The following is a 17,067-nucleotide window of genomic DNA, read 5'->3' on the forward strand; positions in this document are numbered from 1 at the left end:
TACACGACATCAATATGATTTTTTAATGTCAGAAAAGGCAAGGCGCTTGCTGTTGATCTCATAATATTGTATTAATCAAAGTATCCCGTAATCTAATATAAAATCGGTCCAATCGGACTGCGTTTCTAACAATAACAATGAAGATAACACTATGAATACGGCGCTGTTTTTCGTTGGCGAATGGCAAGTTACTCCGGCTACTAATTCAATCAGACGCGGTGAACAAACAAAGCATCTTGAACCCAAGGCGATGGATGTATTACTGCTGCTTTGCGAAAAACAAGGTGAGCTACTAACAAGTGAAGAAATTATCAGCCACTGCTGGCCAAATGTGGCGCTCGGTGACAACCCCCTACATAAAGTGATCACCCAATTACGTAAAGCCTTTGATGATAAAGCAAGCGATCCGCATTACATAGAAACCATTCGTAAACGCGGTTATCGGGTTATTGCCGAAATCAACTTTCCACTCAACGAAGAACAAAAAGCCAGCCAAACCAGTTGGCAAGGTGATTCGCCCTTTGTTGGCTTAAGTGCATTTGCACCAGAGCAAGCCGATGTGTTTTTTGGTCGAAACAAACAAATTGCCACTTTGCTACAGCGGGTATCGGCTCAAATAGAGTTTGGTCGCGCATTTTGCTTAATTTTGGGAGCCAGTGGTTCAGGTAAATCGTCGTTAGTTAACGCAGGTGTATTGCCCGCTTTAATGTCGAGTAATGGCTACGATGGCATTAGAGTACATAGTTACTGCCAACTCGACTTTGCCGATGTCAACAAAGAACGCTTACTGATTGATTTAGCCTCAACCTTGCTCGATTTAGAAATAAACGACGCACCTGTACTTAGCGATATAAGCGCCGATGCGTTGGCTGAATTGTTATTAACAGATCCAGAACAGGTTATTTCTCGCTGTAAAGCAGCACTTGCAGCGCTACAAGCAGAGCGCACTACGCCCTATTTATTTTTATTTATCGACCGGCTCGAAGTGCTATTGTCATCGCCGTTATTTAGCGATGACGAGCGCAACCAGCTGTTAGCACTTATTGAGCGCTTAGCAACAAGTGGCTGCATGATCATTTTTAGTGCCTGTCGTAATGACTTTTACCCGCAAGTAGTGAGTCAACCAAGTTTAATGGCAGGTAAAGCCAATGGCGCACACTTTGACTTATTAGCGCCAACTCGCTCTGAGCTTAAGCAAATGATCCGTTTGCCAGCACTTGCAGCAGGCTTAAGTTGGCAACATCACCCAGAGCATCACACACCGCTTGATGAACAACTTTGTAACGATACTGCCAATAACCCAGATGCATTGCCAATGCTGCAATACACCTTGCAGCAGCTTTACTTGCAGCGCAGCCCAGACAACGAATTATTGTTTTCTGAATACCAAGCCCTTGGCACCATCGAAGGAGCCATCGGCCAAAAAGCCGAACAGGTATTTTGCCAATTACCCAAAGACCAACAAGCTGAACTTGCCGCAGTACTTTCTAAGCTGATCACTTTAAGCCCAGATGGCGAAACACTTACTAGCCGTGCAGCACATTGGAGCGAATTAACCAGCCCTGCCGCGACCAAGCTTGTTCAGGCTATGGTCGACAGCCGCTTGTTTGTATCACACCTTAAAAATGAGCAAGCCTGCTTTAGCCTTGCCCACGAAGCGCTGCTGCGCCATTGGCAACGCGCCATAGATTGGGTGCAAGAGCATCAACAAAGTTTAGCAATTCAAAGCCGTGTGCAACTTGCCACCGAGCGATGGCTGCTAGAACATAAACACAGCGACTTTTTATTAGCCCAAGGCAAACCGCTGCAAGAAGCACAAACCCTAGTTAAAAACCCTATGTTTAGCTTATCGAGCGACGAACAAGCGTTAATCAAAGCTTCTAACAACAAAGCCAAACGTAAAAAACGCGTGTTACAAATAACAGCGGCTGCACTTGTGTGCTTAACCTTTATTGCCACATTTATGAGCGTGCGCAGCTATCACGCCGAACAAATAGCAAAACAAAAACGCCAAGAAGCGGAGAGTTTATTGGGTTTTATGGTCGGTGAATTTGCCGACAAACTCAGAAGCGTAAGGCGTATGGATTTACTGGATGGTATTAGCAACAAAGCCCTTGAGTATTTTACCAATCAAGACGAGGAAGTTGCCTCGTTGTTTGACTTTAGCGATAAACAAGCCCAGTTTAATAACCGTTTTCAATACGCTCAAACCTTAGAGGCCATGGGTGAAGTGGCCTACTCTCGCGGCAAAACCGACGAAGCCTTCACCGCCTTTGAAAATGCGCGAACGCGCCTAGAATCATTACTAAAAATTCAACCCAATAACCTAGATGTTTTAATGCTCGCAGGGGTCAATGCCTTTTGGCTTGGTAATTTAACTTATGAGCAAAGTAATTATTTAGCGACTGAGCCAATGTTCAAACGTTACTTGGCTTACAGTGAAAAAATGTATCAGCTTGCCCCTAATGACTTTAATTCAATTATGGAGCTATCTTACTCACACAATTCACTTGGCTCGCTGTATTTAAAGCAGTTTAATTACGCGCTCGCAAAGCAGAGCTTTACTGAATCTTTAAAACTTAAAAACCAAGCCCTTGAGCTTAAACCTAATAACAAAAATTTATTACGCGATAAGACAGATACTATCAGCTGGATTGCAACCACAGAAGAAAGCCAAGGGAATCTAAACGCTGCACTTGAACTACTTGAGCAAGCCTCTCAAGAGCTAATCAACATGCTTGAAACGTCACCGAATGATGCAAGCATATATAATTATTTAGCAAACACTTATATGCAGCAAAGCTTTTTATTGAGCTACTTCCCAAATAAGAAAGCGGCATTTTTAAAAGCAGAAAAAGCAACCAATGCGATTAATCAAGCAAGAATACAAGATCCAAAAAATCAAAAGTTTCAACGCACCTTTTATAGATCACTTGCATACCAATTAATGCTGTTAGATAAAAGCAAAAAAAGTGAAAGAGTAAAAGATGTTTTGAGTTACATTAATAACCAAGGGTTTTCAGATACAACCTCAATAAATATTCAAATTGGGGTGATTCATTATTATATCAATCGAAACCTTTTAAGAGAAGCCGAAGACCTTTTGTTAAAGTTAGAAAGCAACTCAGACTTTATAGAGAGAATTTCTGACACTAGCAAAATAGAAAACCTCGCTGCTCTGATAAAGGTTAATTTAATTAAAGCAAAGCTTGCTGAAGACAAGATAGCAAGACAACAAGCATGCCAAGAAGCTATTAATGCAATTGAAGAAAATAATAACGGCGATAAAAGTATAAAAAGAACTTACCCACTTATTAAAGCCTACACCTGTTTAAACAAGGAAAGTGAGGTAGGTACAATTAAAAGTAAACTAATAGAGTTAGGTATTACTAACTTTGATCTATAAAAAACAACTAGAAGGTAATAACAATGAGCGAAAGTCAAACTTACAATTTTTCAGTGAATATTAAACTTAACACTGAAAATGAAGCTTTATTCACATACTTCCAAGACGGTCAGCAAGTTTCTGGAGGCGGCACTGTGAATGAAAGAAACAGCCTAGGTATTTATACACTTGATGATGCAACAGTGGATGCTGGCTTTCAATTTACAGGTGCTAAATTTGCAAACCTTGAAGGTGATTGCGAGCAAGACTTTAGCTTTAAAGTCACTAACAATGGTCAAACAATTGAGATTGCCGATTCAGATGAAAATAGCGGTACTGCGTGTATGATTTTCATCGTAGAGTGCAATGGCACAAGCTATGAAAGTGCAGATCCACAAGTTGAGAACGAAAAAGAAAACTAAAAGCCTCTCGTGAAAAGCTCCTTTTTAGGAGCTTTTTTACATTATAAAACAACAAATTAAAACCAGAAGATTACCGGAAGGTTAATTTGCACTTTTTTAAGTAACTTTATAGACACCAAAATCGTTTGCATCGGTAAAAAGGAAACGAACGTGTCTACTAATAAAAATGAACAACCAAGCACTGCTAAATCAGAAACGAAAAGCGCACTTGCGCAGTCTATCAATTCAGAGCAACTTGCACTGATTGCACAAATGTTTCAGAGCATCCCTGAAGGAGTGTTTATCATTAATGGCCAAGGCACGTTTGAATTTGCAAACCCGATGGCAGCACAGCTTTTAGGTGACAACCAAGAAGCGTTAATTGGGCAAAACATTTTACATTACCTACACGACACCGACCGTGATAAATACATGTATACCCTACTTAGTTGGTTAGACCATAAAGACTCGCCGATAAGTCTTGGGCCAAACGAAGTTAAAATAAACCGTGCCGACAGTAAAACCCTTGAGGCGGATTTATGTATATCGAGCCTGCCAAAAAACATTGCCGTTGCAGAAAATTTATTTATTTGTGTATTACACGATTTATCATCACACAAAGAACAATATAACCGCTTAATTAAACAGGCCACCACTGACCATTTAACCGGCCTTGCAAATAGATTAACCCTTGAAGAGTCATTAAAAGAGCATTGGCAAGAAAGCGTACAAACTAATCAAGCTATTAGCACTATATTAATCGACATTGATTACTTTAAATTATTCAACGACCGATTCGGTCATGTAAAAGGCGATAAATGCTTACAAAAAGTAGCAAGTATAATCGCAGAGTCACTCCCTTCTCGCGATTGTTTAGCAGCCCGTTATGGCGGTGAAGAATTTGCTATTATATTACCCCGTTGTCAAAAAGACACAGCCGCCGCTATTGCTAAACATATTCAAATAAAAATAAATAACATGCCATTTACTGACATAGGATTACCGAGTGATTTTAGAATAAGTGTAAGCCAAGGAATTGCTTGCGAGTTCAATAATCAATATCGTACTTCAGAAGCATTAATTTGCGCTGCAGATACTGCTTTATACCGAGCAAAAACAGAGGGCAGAAATAAAATAAGCATTAGCGCGTAAACATAACAGTAACAATAAAAACATAAATTCAACAACAATCATAAGTAACACATATACTATATTTTAATGTTATTTGTTTGTTCCCGTTTCGTATTATAGACTAAATTCAGTTAGATAAGTCAGATGGGAACAATAATGACATTATTCAAAAAATTACCTTTGCAACTTGCAATCGCAAGTACGTTAGCTGCATCAGCGACTGCAATCGCTGCTGAGCAAAATACAGAAGATACAGCAAAAGATATTGAGGTTATCTCTGTTACAGGTACACGTAGGAGTTTACGTAGCCTTTCTGAAAGTACAGTGCCAGTTGATCTACTAACAAGCCGCGACTTAGCAAGTACTGGTCAGCTTGAAATTAGCCAAGTACTTGCTTCACAGTTACCAAGTTTTAATTACCCTAGCGCCACTCTTGCCGATGGTACTGATCATGCAAAACCAGCCGTTTTACGTGGCCTTGCTCCTGATCACACTCTGGTATTAGTAAACGGTAAACGTCGCCATGCAGGTGCACTATTAAATTTAGGTGGCACAGTGGGTCGTGGCTCGACGGCCGTTGATTTAAACAATATTCCTACTTCAGCTATTAAGCGCGTTGAGATTCTTCGCGATGGTGCTGCAGCACAATATGGCTCTGATGCCATTGCTGGCGTGATCAATATTGTACTAAAAGACGCTGATGAGGGCGGTAGCGTTAGCTACACTTACGGTGAATACGACACGCAAATGGCTGGCTCGCCGCAACTACTAAGCACAAGTGCTGATAACGATGGTAACTTGAGCTTTGCAAAAGGCAGTGATCGTAAATTAAACGATGGTATTTCGCGAACAGCAAGTGCGAATGCCGGTTTTGCTTTAGGTGATAGCGGCTTTATAAACATCTCTATTGAATCTCGCAATAACGAGCCAACAAACCGCTCGGGAATTGATCAACGCGAGCAATACAGTCGTGATGAAAATGGCAACCTAGACTCACGTGAATTTGATTTCGACCGTTACAATCATCGTTTTGGTAAAGCCGATATCGAAGACTATGCACTTTTTTATAATCTAGGTTACGAGTTTGATAACTCACTATCACTTTACTCGTTTGCTAGTTACTCAAACCGTAAAGGTAATTCGGCAGGCTTTTATCGCCGTGCCAAAGACTCTCGTAACTTAACCGAAGTATACCCTAACGGCTTCTTACCTGAAATAGATACAGATGTTGATGACTATTCATTTGCGATCGGTGTTAACGGCGAAACCAATGACTGGACATGGGATGTAAGTACCAATTATGGTCGCAACGATTTCGGCTTAGGGGTCAGTAATAGCTTAAATACGTCGATGGGTGTTAGCAGCCCAACTGAATTTGATAACGGCGCCCTTGTCTATGAGCAATACTTAATTAACATGGATGCCAGCAATACTCTTGACCTTGGTTTACCTGATGATGTGTTTGTTACCGTGGGCGCTGAGTATCGTCACGAAAATTATCAAATCAAAGCAGGTGAAGAGGCTTCATACATCACCGTATTGGATGACGATGGCAACCCTGTTGCTGCTGGTGGCGCACAAGTGTTAGCTGGTTTCTCTCCAGAAAGTGCAACTGACGAAAGCCGCCATAACATTGCGGTATTTGCTGAGTTTGATACTTACCTAACAACAGATTGGAATCTAGTGTTGGCTGGTCGTTTTGAAGATTACAGCGATTTTGGCAGCACTTTTACCTCTAAACTAGCTACGCGCTACAGCATTAACGAGTCATTGTCGTTACGCGGTGCAATTAGCACAGGTTTTAGAGCGCCTTCACTTGCACAAACTTCTTATAAATCAGTAAGTACTGTATTTGAAAACGGTATTCCAAGTGAGGTCGGTTTATTCCCAGTTGATGAACCTGCAGCCCAAGCTCTAGGGGCACGCAAACTTGATGCTGAAGAATCAGTTAATATGACGGCGGGTTTTATCTTTACGCAAGGCGGTTTTAGCCTGACGCTTGACGCATATCGCATTGAAATTGACGACCGTATCGTATTGTCTGAAAACTTAAGTGGCCCCGAAGTTGAAGCGATTCTAGCTGCAGCTGGTGAACAAAACACTCAAAGCGTTCGATATTTTACAAACGCTATTGATTCACGTACGCAAGGTGTTGATATTGTAGCTACCTACTCATTAGGTTTAGAAAACTATGGTGATCTACGCTTAAGTGCTGCGGTTAACTTTAACGACACAGAAGTCACACACATTAAAGAAAACCCAGCAGAGCTAGAAGCACTAGGTGATAACTATCAATACTTCGCACGTCGTGAAATCACTCGCTTTGAAGAAGGCACTCCTGCTGATAAGTGGAACCTATCTGCAACATGGGATTATGAAAACTTCCAAACAACATTACGTGCAACCCGTTATGGCGAAGTCGTTGACACTTCAAGTACGCCTGAAGGTGATGAAATTATTGATGCTAAATGGATCACTGACTTAGAGGTAGCTTATCGTCCCGATGAGCAGTGGAAATTTGCATTAGGCGCTAATAACCTATTTGATCAGTACCCTCAAGATACTGTAAGCAATATCGGTTATAGTGATTTCAATCAAATTTTTACCTACAGTGCATTTACGCCATACAGTTTAGATGGTCGTTTTGTTTACGGTAACATCACTTATAGCTTTTAAAAAATAGGGCGTGAAAGCAGTAATTGCTAACACGCCCTAACCTACAATGATGGGTTGCTTAATTAATCTGAATAGTGTGGTAGGCCAATAAAGTGCCATCGCTATTTTGTGCTGTATTTAAAATAAACTGCTCATAATCACTACCAAACACATTATCGTTGCTAGCAAGGGTTGTATCTTGTTCACCTCGTGATTTGTACTCGCTGTGAGTAGTACAAATTTCTTTAGCGAACGCATCTGTAAAACAAAACTGACTAATTACATAGTCGTTATTGTTGTTCGACACTTTAAAATGAATATGAATAGTTCGCCCCGAATACCAACCTGGAAAATGCGTTTTAAAGTTCACACGACCACTACTATCTGTGATCAATGAACCTCGGTACCAGGTGCTTGCCTCAGCTTCGGTATCGCCATCAGTACAGAAGTCACCCGCAAAACGTGAGCTATCAGAACTACTACTTGTATCACCCGAGTAAATACCGCGGGTATCACAGTGCCAAACCGATATTTCGTAATTTGCTAGTGGGTTACAGTCACTATCAATTAACTGTAAACAAAGCATCATAGGCAAACCGGTTAAGCCATCCGAAATATCTTCGTCTGAATCAGCTTGGAAGTAACAGGGGCCTTCTGTTGTTGCTTTAGTAAGTGCTAACACACATGCGGTGGATGTTTCAAAAATACTGTCATCCGGAAAGTCATCAGTAATAAGCGCTGTTGTGCCCGATACATATTCACTGTCGTTCGTGGTTGTTGTATCGCCTGTATCAGTGCTGGTGCCTGTGCCCGTTGATGTGTCGGTGTCTGAGGTTGTGTCCGTTGACGATATTGTGTCTGAGTTACAGCCTAAAAATGCCAACATAGGCACAGTAGCAAGAGAAACCCCTAATGTTTTTAGCATTTTTCTACGAGTATATAGTTCAGGTTTTAAAGTCACCTTGTGCCCCTTCGTTAACTTGAATAATTAGCGTCGAGTATAAAGAACAAATGTAGAGACTTTGTGTAGAAAAAGTGGTGCTTTTATAGAGTGATTAGGATGCACATGCCAAAAAATAGACATTTATAGTATATTCAATTTTGGCTATTACATTTTACTATGATACCTATGAAGTTAATTCACAAACTCTTAATTACCAATCTTATTATTACGTTACTGCTGGTACTGACCATGTTTGGTCTTAATGCAATAACTAATAAGCGTATGCTCAATAATGTATTTGAGGATATAGACAACGAAGCATTTAACCTTATAGCCACTGAAATTAGCCAGCAGTACCAGCAAACGGGTTCGATTGGTATGTTTATCGATTCTAAAGCTCTGTGGTATGAGCTAATTAACCGCAATTTTCACTCAAGCCGTTTATTGTTTTCGCCGAACAGACCAAAACCAAGAGAGCCCAGACCTTTTTCACTAGAAGGCCCCCCTCAAAAGCACATGCAAAATGAGGGAATGCCACCACCTCGCAATAAACCGATGGCTGATGACTTTATGCCTTTTGAAAAACGCCTCAGCTTGCTTGATGCAAAAGGCAAAATATTGATTGCAGGCAATACCGATACTGAGGTCGTGAACGAGCAAGAAATCACTCACAATGGTGCCGTTGTTGCAGTGCTGCAGTTGCATGCTAACGGTAACCATGTCAGCGCGCTTACTCAGCATTACCTTAATACACAAATTAATATCAGTTTGTGGACAGCGGGGATTGGTTTATTAATTGCTTTATTGTTTAGTTACTTACTCGCACGTCATTTTACTAATCCTATTTCACAACTAAAAGAAGGCGCAAAAGCCCTTGCTGAGCGCAAGTTTGAGACCAAAATTACAGTAAATAGTAGTGATGAATTCGCCACCTTAGCGGAAGATTTCAACCGTATTGCTACAGAGCTTAGGCGTTTTGAATCGCAGCAAAGTCAATGGATTATGGATATTTCTCATGAACTGCGTACGCCTTTAACTATTTTAGAGGGCGAACTTGAAGCAATTAACGATGGCATTATCGAACCTAACCAAAAAGCGATAAGTTCACTACAAGAAGAAGTGGCGCTGTTAAGTCGACTTGTGAACGACTTACATAAAGTCAGCACACTTGACAGATACAGCTTCAACTACCAGATGGAAGAGATTGATTTTAATACCTTAGTAACTTTACAAGCGCATAAATATGCCTTTAAATTTCAATCAAAAAACATCACCCTCAATGCCACCTTATCTGAGCAACCCGTAATAATTTTGGCTGATCAGAATCGTATTACACAAGTACTACAAAACATTTTAGAAAATAATTTACGCTATACCGATGAACAGCAAAAAGTCTGGTTAGATTTAACCGTGTCTAAGCATCATGTATTTTTTTCGATAGAAGATTCTGGCCCCGGTGTCCCCGATGAAGCCCTTGAAAAACTGTTTGATCGTTTATATCGCACCGATAGCTCTCGCAACAGAAAAACCGGCGGTTTTGGCCTAGGCTTGGCGATTTGCCAAACAATTATTGAAGCTCACCATGGAAGCATAGATGCAACTAAAAGCCGTTTAGGCGGTCTGTGTATAACGTTAAAACTCCCGCTTGCAGAGGCGTAATAATATGTCAGAAACCTTAGCAAAACAGCATATTCTCGTTATTGAAGACGAAGTTAAAATTGCCGAACTAATAGAAAAATATTTATATCTGGAAGGGTTTAAAACAAGCTTAATTCACGATGGCACCTGCGCACTTGATGCTGTTAATGAGCTAAACCCTGACCTCATTATTCTCGATATCATGTTGCCAGGCACTAACGGCATCGAGCTGTGTAGCAAGATAAGACAATACAGTGATGTGCCTATTATTATGCTTACGGCACGGGTTGAAGAAATTGACCACTTAATTGGTTTTGATGTCGGTGCCGATGACTATGTTACTAAACCATTTAAACCAAAAGAGTTAATGGCACGTGTAAAGGCTATTTTAAAGCGCCGCCGTATGCCAACTACCGCACCAAATACGCTCAAAGCGGGCAATATTATTGTTGATCCGAGCGAATACAAAGTACTGGTAAATAATGCAGAGCTAAAACTAACAATTAATGAATTTAGCTTATTAAAAATATTAATTGCCTCACCCAATAAGGTTTTTTCACGCCAAGATTTACTAACCATGACCCAAGGGAAGTACTTTGAGAGCTACGAGCGTAGTATTGATTCACACATTAAAAACTTGCGTAAAAAGCTGACACAAGCCGACCCTAATAGTCATTACATTGAGTCAATTTATGGTGTGGGATATAAATTTAAAACTTAAACAACCTTTTTCATACTTGCGACGACTAACTAAATAACATAACCCTGTAGGATATCATTATGAATTTAGTACGCATCAGCGCAAGCGCACTTTTAATTGCTGCCACTACCGCTTGTATCGGCCTCTCTAATGCCAGTACAGCGAACGACCAAGGTGATTATCGCGTTATCACTTTTAAAGACTGTAAAAAGGTGAGCGAAATTACCCTCAATAACGAACAGATTGCTGCATACCTAGAGCTTAAACATGAGCAAGTAAAACTAGAAGCGCTAGAGCAACCAATTAGCAACATAGAACAACAAGTGACTGAGTACTCTGAGCAAATAGAAGCGATCGCCGAAAAAGCTATTATTGAAAACGAGAATCACCTGCGAATTAATAAAAGCTTATTAAAAGAGCAAGATAAGTTGGCTACAGAGCTCAATAAACTGATGGCTGCTCATGATGCCGATTTTAAAGCGCTAGAGCAGCAAGCAAAGTTAATTGAACATGCCGCTAAGCAGTTTGATAAAACTATGAAACCTTTGATGGAGCAAGGCGATTCAACCCATCTACAAATTTTAGCGCCAGGTGAAGATGAAAAATCTGGGTGTTTTTACACTATCTAAAGCACATTACTAAGATGTGCATAAAGTTTCGCATGTGATTGACGAATGTCTTCTTTATGCACTTGTTTAAACCACTTTAAAGCCTGTGCTGGCTTGCCAGCTTGCCAATTGATTTCAGCAAGGCGTAATTTATAAATAGCAACTGCGTTGCGATCTGAGTCCGTGTCCATGAATTTGAGTGACTGCACATAAACATGATCAGCTTTCACATAATCAGCAAGAAGTTGATGAGTACGGGCTAAGTTACCTAATGCTACAGAAATCTTACGATTATGATTAGTTTTTAAAATCCAATCAGCTGCAATTTGTCGGTTTACAAGTGCACCATCTATATCCCCTAATGAATGAAAAACATTCGCTTTATTCGACGCTAATTCAAAATGAAAAATGGGGTCTTTGCTTTTGCCAAAACGGCGCTCTGCCCTATCAAGAATTTGCAACGCTGTTTCTTTATTACCAAACACAAATTGCAAATTGGCCAGCTCGACCATACGCATCGGATTACCAAACGAATCAAAAATAGCTTGTAGCTTTTCAAACGCTTTCGTCGCATATTTATGACCAGTTTCTGAGTCACCTAAATAGTGTGTTGATTTTGCGTAATAAAAGTAAACTTGTACTTGAAAGACGACTGGCAATTCTTCACTTGTAATAAAAGGCTCAGCGCTATCCTTTAAAGCTTGAAATTCCATTTTGTCGTAGAAGTAATCTAACTGATACGATTTAATCTCATACCAACGCGCAGAGCCAATCTCGCTGCTGGCAAGCTGCTGATTAATGTAATCTAGGCAACTAATTTGCGATTGCCGCTCACAAAACATCTCATGATCACTAAAGTTTTCAGAGGCTGAGGCATTAAAACTAGATAACCCCAGCAATAACATGGCTAACTTTTTCTTCATCCACAATTATCTCAGTGATAACACCTTCAGAAAGCTAACAAAGTTTAATGCTTTATAACAGTATTTTTTAACTAAATTAATAAATGTAACCGACAATAGTTCTAATCCAGTATCTTAATAGAGACGCTAAATAATGAATAAATTCGAATAGTCACTTGTATAAGTTAGAACAATTCAACTTGGACCTTTGATGGCAAAGCAAAACGTCGTGATATTGGAATTGTAGGTAATTGCAACCAATACCCGTAAAGAAACAGCATAATCGAAATGAAGCTGGCTAATTATCTTAGCCAGCGCATTAACCACTTAAAGTAAAAGAAGACTACCCAGGCCAAGGAAAGTGACAAAACCAACAATATCGGTGACTGTGGTCAGGATCACAGAACCTGAAAGGGCTGGATCAATTTTAAGCTTATCTAAAATCGATGGGATCACCACCCCTGATAACGACGCGGCAACTAAGTTAAGTAAAATAGCGATAGTGATTGTTAAACTTAACATACCATCGTTGAACCAAAAATAAGTGAGTACACCAATCACAAAGGCCCAAACACAGCCGTTTAATGCCCCTACTCTTAGCTCTTTCTTTAACAGTGCTTTGCGGTTGGAGTCGGTAACCTGACCAAGTGCTAAACCTCGCACAATAACCGTTAACGTTTGACTACCTGCAATACCGCCCATAGAAGCGACAACCGGCATTAATACCGCCAGCGCAACCACTTGCTCTATGGTTGCGCCAAACAAACCAATAAACCAAGATGCAAGAAATGCCGTTGCTAGGTTTATACCAAGCCAAATACCGCGGTTTTTTGCCGACTTAGTGACACTTGAGAACAGATCCTCGTCTTCACGTAGACCACCGGCTTTTGCAGCGGCTTCGTCGGTCACTTCTTGACGCAATTCATAAGCTGATGATACTGACAATCGGCCTACTAGTTTGTTGTCGGCATTAACAACTGGCATCGCCATTTGTTCACTATGAATAACCACTTCAGCAGCTTCGTATAGGTCGTCATCAGCATGTAAAGCCGATACATCAAGGTTCGCGTAATCAAGCAGGCTGTCGTTATCATTGGCTTTGAATAATGCATTAATTGCCACTTCACCAATTAATGTACCTTTGCGACTGACCAAATAAATCACCTCGGTGTATTGCGGTAAGCCTTTTTGAAAAATTTTACGCGCGCCAGCCACGGTGAGTTTTTCTGATACTTTTAGCGCATCAAAATCGAGCCAGTGACCTAACTGCTCTGGGTTATATTGCTGTGCAAGGTCGTACTGCTTTGTTTGAACTTCATCAAGTTGTTTACGTGCATAATCAACAAAGCGCTCAGGAATAATTTCTTCGAGTTCAAGTAATTCTTCTACGCTCACTTCGTCAAGTAGCTTAAACCCTTCAGCTTCATCTAAGCTTTGCAATAACCAGCGACAGCTATCGCCACCTAGGTTAATGAAGATTTCATGTTGTGTATCTTCATCAAGTAATTGCCATATTTCTAAACGCTGTTCTTTAGGTAACGCTTCGAACAATAACGATAAATGTTCAGTAGAAAGCTTTTCCTTAGCATCAGCAAGTAACTTATTTTTGCGTGTTGTGGTGTCACACTGAAGCAAGTCATCAATTAACTGGGGAAGTTGGTCAACAGGATACTCAATCATTTGAGACCTCGGTTAATTACATCAATAACAACAGTCTAACGCAGCTGGCAAAAAATAACTGCTCTGAAAAGGTATATTTTTTTGAAACCAAGCAATTACCCCCCAGCTGTAAAACATCGTTTTTAAATTACTGTTTCAAGCTAGAGAATCACAATTGCATAAAAAAGCACACTCAAACGCAATCAAGATCTATTATCATTCGCATTATAATGATAACATCTCAGCCCTTCTTAACTTTCTCAATAATAAATACGGGTATCAGCATGAAAAACAGAATAAAGTATTTACCACTTGTGATTGCATTTGCACTCACTGGCTGTGGCGGTTCAGATAGTAATAATGCACCTGAGTTCACAAGCAACTCAGCGTTCACTCTAGATGAAGATACATCTATTACAGGTCAAGTTGTGGCAACAGGTGATAATGCTGTTAGCTATACCCTCGGCTCTGCAGCAAGTAACGGGATATTTGCTTTAAATGCTGATGGTAGTTTTAGCTATACCCCAAAAGAAGATTTTGCAGGCCAAGACACAGTAACCGTTACCGCCACTGACGGCAGCTTAAGTACTGATGCTGTACTTACTTTTACGGTTAACAACGTTAACGATGCACCAACACTTACGAGCCAATCAATCACGGTAACCACCTCAACGACAACTGAAGGTTCATTAACTTTTAATGATGCCGACGGTGACACTATAACTGTGTCTTTAGTAACGCCTCCTACTAACGGTACCCTAACTCTAGATGAGCAAACGGGGGCATTTACATTTACCGCAGAAACGCTGTCAGAAATTAACGACAGTTTTGTTATTGAATTTACCGATGGCAATATTAGCTCGCCTATCAGCGCAACCATTGAATTAAAACCTTCGTATGTTACGAACGAAGATAAGCTCAATTACTACTACAGCTCAGATAAGTCTCATTTAAAACAAGCTGAAGCGATTAGTGAAAATATCAATGACGATGTGTATTTGAATACAATTAATGCAAGCTTAGGTCTTGGTTATGTTGTTGCTGGTTTCGAAGAAAAATCAAATCAACACTTTAATGCTATTACCAGCTTAGATGAGAAAGCCAGAGCTTACAGAAGCACATCTTCACAATATGACTCCTTTGGGGAGTATGACATAGCAGCCGAGTTTCGTGCTAAATCTGTCATAGCCTACAATCAGTACCTTGCAGAAAAAGGGCTAAATAATATCAGTTCAGACGATCCTGATTTTTATCAGAATGTCATCAAACTCTATAATCGTGCAGGTCAAACAAATTTAGCAAAGGAATTACTCAATACCCTCACTACTTTTGCAAACGAAATAAAAAGCGATGAATACACAGTCGCTTACGCAAAATATTTAGCTTCTTTTTACAAAACATCTAACTCATTAAGAGAAGACTATTACTCTGATAGAACAGAAGAAAAAAGACAGGAAGCAATTGAGAGCGTTATTGCTATGGGTGAACTAGCTGAGCAAACAGGTTACTTCATCGAAAAAAGTGGTGACTTTAAAGGCTTACCTAGTGATCGAATTAAAGTACTATACGTCTTAAGGGCAGCTGAAGCTTTATTGCGTCTAAACGAAACAGAACTTGCCAAAAAGTATGTTAATTTAGCTTTATCACTATATGGTATTACAGGCTTAGATAGTAACTATGTGTACCAAGCCAGTCCCTACTATGAAGCAACCAAACATCAATATCAATTTCCCTTAGAAGGCCTTACAGGGCTCATTCACGGCCTTTACAACATACCTCTCGACGAAAACCCTGCTTTGAAATTAATGACAAAAGAAGCAAATATAAGTGACGCACTTGAGTACAGTATGGGACAAGACATTGCTAAAAACCTCATTGCAGGTCAGGGAATTGACGATGCAGTATCATACGCAAAGACTTATTTTACAGAAGATAGCAAAGTTAATATAACCAGCTTTTACAAAGCTTTAACCTGGGAATCTAACCAAGATGGCGCTGTACTTGTACTTGAAGCTAGAGGAGAAAACGAACTCGCGTTGCAGGTTCTAGACTATGCTGCAGACATCTTATTTTCTGAAGCTTTCATTACAGAGCAAAAATATGCAAGATATATTACAGGCACTTATGGATGTGCAGGGATAGTGCAAAAAGCTATCTCTTTAGGTGGCTTAGATCATGCTAAAAGTTATGCAAGCAGATGTAAAACTATGCTCGCGACTTATTTCTCTCCGAACTCAGAGCTATTCACCACGAAAGTGGCACTGGAGGCTTATCGTAATTTAATTAATATATACGACTTTATTAATGATAACTCTGAGCTAACAGCTGCATTAGAGATAATTAATCAACATATTGCATTACTCTCTGATGATAGTGAAAAAGTTAAAGAACACTTAGCGATCACTGGTTACTTAGTTAGAGCAGGCGAAGTAGAGGTAGCTAAGCAACAACTACTACAAACATATTTTATTATCTCAAATCTCAAAACATCTTTAGAATTTGAAGATTACATAGATTTAGTAGAAAAGGCGGCAATAGCCTCAATAAGTGATGCCCCAATAACTACAGGAGTTTATTATCAAGATTCGTTTGTTACATCTTTGAAAAAATACCAAACGTCCAACTCTCAATATTTGTCAATTTATAATGAAGTTATAGCTGCACTTCATGATTTAGCTAATGATGCAAATCAGGCATTAATGAAGCAATCTGAAAAATTAGTCATAGATAACACTGCTATGCTAGTCACACTATTTGCAAGACTTGAAGACGATGCAGCAGTTACTGAGCTAATTAATCAATCTGTACTTGGTGAAGCCGATAAATTAGCGCTTTATGCGAATTTTGCTGCAATTCGAGCAACTAAAAATGACTTCCCTGCATCTTCGATCGCAAGTATCGATACGGACCACGATGGCAAACCTAACTTCTTCTTATCAGGCGCATCAGAGCAAGCGATTGCTGAATCCGGCTTAATTGCTGATGACGATGCCGACAATGATGGTATTGAAGACAGTATCGATGTGACTCCTTTAGGAGAATAGC

11 protein-coding genes are annotated in these 17,067 nt (G+C 40.0%); 8 read left to right on the forward strand and 3 right to left on the reverse strand.

Annotated elements, in window-relative coordinates; all coding sequences use genetic code 11:
- Nucleotides 1-151: 151 nt before the first annotated feature.
- The 4 genes from IMPJCBKJ_RS05275 (at nucleotide 152) to IMPJCBKJ_RS05290 (ending at nucleotide 7,593) form a co-directional block, all read left to right on the forward strand.
- Entirely contained in the window at nucleotides 152-3,406 is a 3,255-nt protein-coding gene (locus IMPJCBKJ_RS05275; protein WP_166339106.1) for a winged helix-turn-helix domain-containing protein, read from the forward strand.
- Between the two features lie 23 nt (nucleotides 3,407-3,429).
- A complete protein-coding gene (locus IMPJCBKJ_RS05280) occupies nucleotides 3,430-3,807 on the forward strand; it encodes a DP-EP family protein (RefSeq protein WP_138619565.1) in 378 nt (125 codons plus the stop codon).
- 150 nt (nucleotides 3,808-3,957) lie between these two features.
- Nucleotides 3,958-4,938, forward strand: a complete 981-nt coding sequence (locus IMPJCBKJ_RS05285; RefSeq protein WP_316247573.1) for a sensor domain-containing diguanylate cyclase — start codon at nucleotides 3,958-3,960, stop codon at nucleotides 4,936-4,938.
- Nucleotides 4,939-5,073: 135 nt separating this feature from the next.
- On the forward strand, nucleotides 5,074-7,593 hold the full coding sequence (locus tag IMPJCBKJ_RS05290) for a TonB-dependent receptor (protein ID WP_166339108.1): 2,520 nt from the start codon (nucleotides 5,074-5,076) through the stop codon (nucleotides 7,591-7,593).
- Between the two features lie 58 nt (nucleotides 7,594-7,651).
- On the opposite strand, the gene IMPJCBKJ_RS05295 is transcribed toward IMPJCBKJ_RS05290, so the two are convergent.
- Nucleotides 7,652-8,533 carry an intradiol ring-cleavage dioxygenase gene (locus IMPJCBKJ_RS05295; protein WP_206004098.1) on the reverse strand — a complete coding sequence of 294 codons (882 nt, stop codon included), beginning with the start codon at nucleotides 8,531-8,533 and terminating at the stop codon, nucleotides 7,652-7,654.
- Between the two features lie 168 nt (nucleotides 8,534-8,701).
- Here IMPJCBKJ_RS05295 and IMPJCBKJ_RS05300 point away from each other — a divergent pair, with 168 nt between their 5' ends.
- The 3 genes from IMPJCBKJ_RS05300 to IMPJCBKJ_RS05310 are packed head-to-tail and all read left to right on the forward strand — an operon-like array spanning nucleotide 8,702 to nucleotide 11,482.
- Nucleotides 8,702-10,174 carry an ATP-binding protein gene (locus tag IMPJCBKJ_RS05300; protein ID WP_166339110.1) on the forward strand — a complete coding sequence of 491 codons (1,473 nt, stop codon included), beginning with the start codon at nucleotides 8,702-8,704 and terminating at the stop codon, nucleotides 10,172-10,174.
- A gap of 4 nt (nucleotides 10,175-10,178) precedes the next feature.
- Nucleotides 10,179-10,874, forward strand: a complete 696-nt coding sequence (locus IMPJCBKJ_RS05305) for a response regulator transcription factor (RefSeq protein WP_166339112.1) — start codon at nucleotides 10,179-10,181, stop codon at nucleotides 10,872-10,874.
- 59 nt (nucleotides 10,875-10,933) lie between these two features.
- On the forward strand, nucleotides 10,934-11,482 hold the full coding sequence (locus tag IMPJCBKJ_RS05310) for a hypothetical protein (protein ID WP_054551827.1): 549 nt from the start codon (nucleotides 10,934-10,936) through the stop codon (nucleotides 11,480-11,482).
- On the opposite strand, the gene IMPJCBKJ_RS05315 is transcribed toward IMPJCBKJ_RS05310, so the two are convergent.
- Together IMPJCBKJ_RS05315 and IMPJCBKJ_RS05320 are read right to left on the reverse strand one after the other, a co-directional pair.
- Nucleotides 11,479-12,384 (reverse strand): hypothetical protein, encoded by a 906-nt coding sequence (locus IMPJCBKJ_RS05315; protein ID WP_166339114.1) that lies wholly within the window; start codon nucleotides 12,382-12,384, stop codon nucleotides 11,479-11,481. The two genes, IMPJCBKJ_RS05310 and IMPJCBKJ_RS05315, sit on opposite strands and share 4 nt — an antisense overlap.
- A gap of 306 nt (nucleotides 12,385-12,690) precedes the next feature.
- Nucleotides 12,691-14,043, reverse strand: coding sequence for a magnesium transporter (locus tag IMPJCBKJ_RS05320; RefSeq protein WP_138599934.1), 1,353 nt, complete (start codon nucleotides 14,041-14,043; stop codon nucleotides 12,691-12,693).
- Nucleotides 14,044-14,306: 263 nt separating this feature from the next.
- Between IMPJCBKJ_RS05320 and IMPJCBKJ_RS05325 the strand changes: the two genes are divergently transcribed.
- Nucleotides 14,307-17,066 carry a cadherin-like domain-containing protein gene (locus IMPJCBKJ_RS05325; RefSeq protein ID WP_166339116.1) on the forward strand — a complete coding sequence of 920 codons (2,760 nt, stop codon included), beginning with the start codon at nucleotides 14,307-14,309 and terminating at the stop codon, nucleotides 17,064-17,066.
- Nucleotide 17,067: the final 1 nt, after the last annotated feature.

The sequence above is a fragment of the Pseudoalteromonas sp. MB47 genome, from assembly GCF_011319765.1.
In the GTDB taxonomy this organism is placed as follows: Bacteria; Pseudomonadota; Gammaproteobacteria; order Enterobacterales; family Alteromonadaceae; genus Pseudoalteromonas; species Pseudoalteromonas simplex.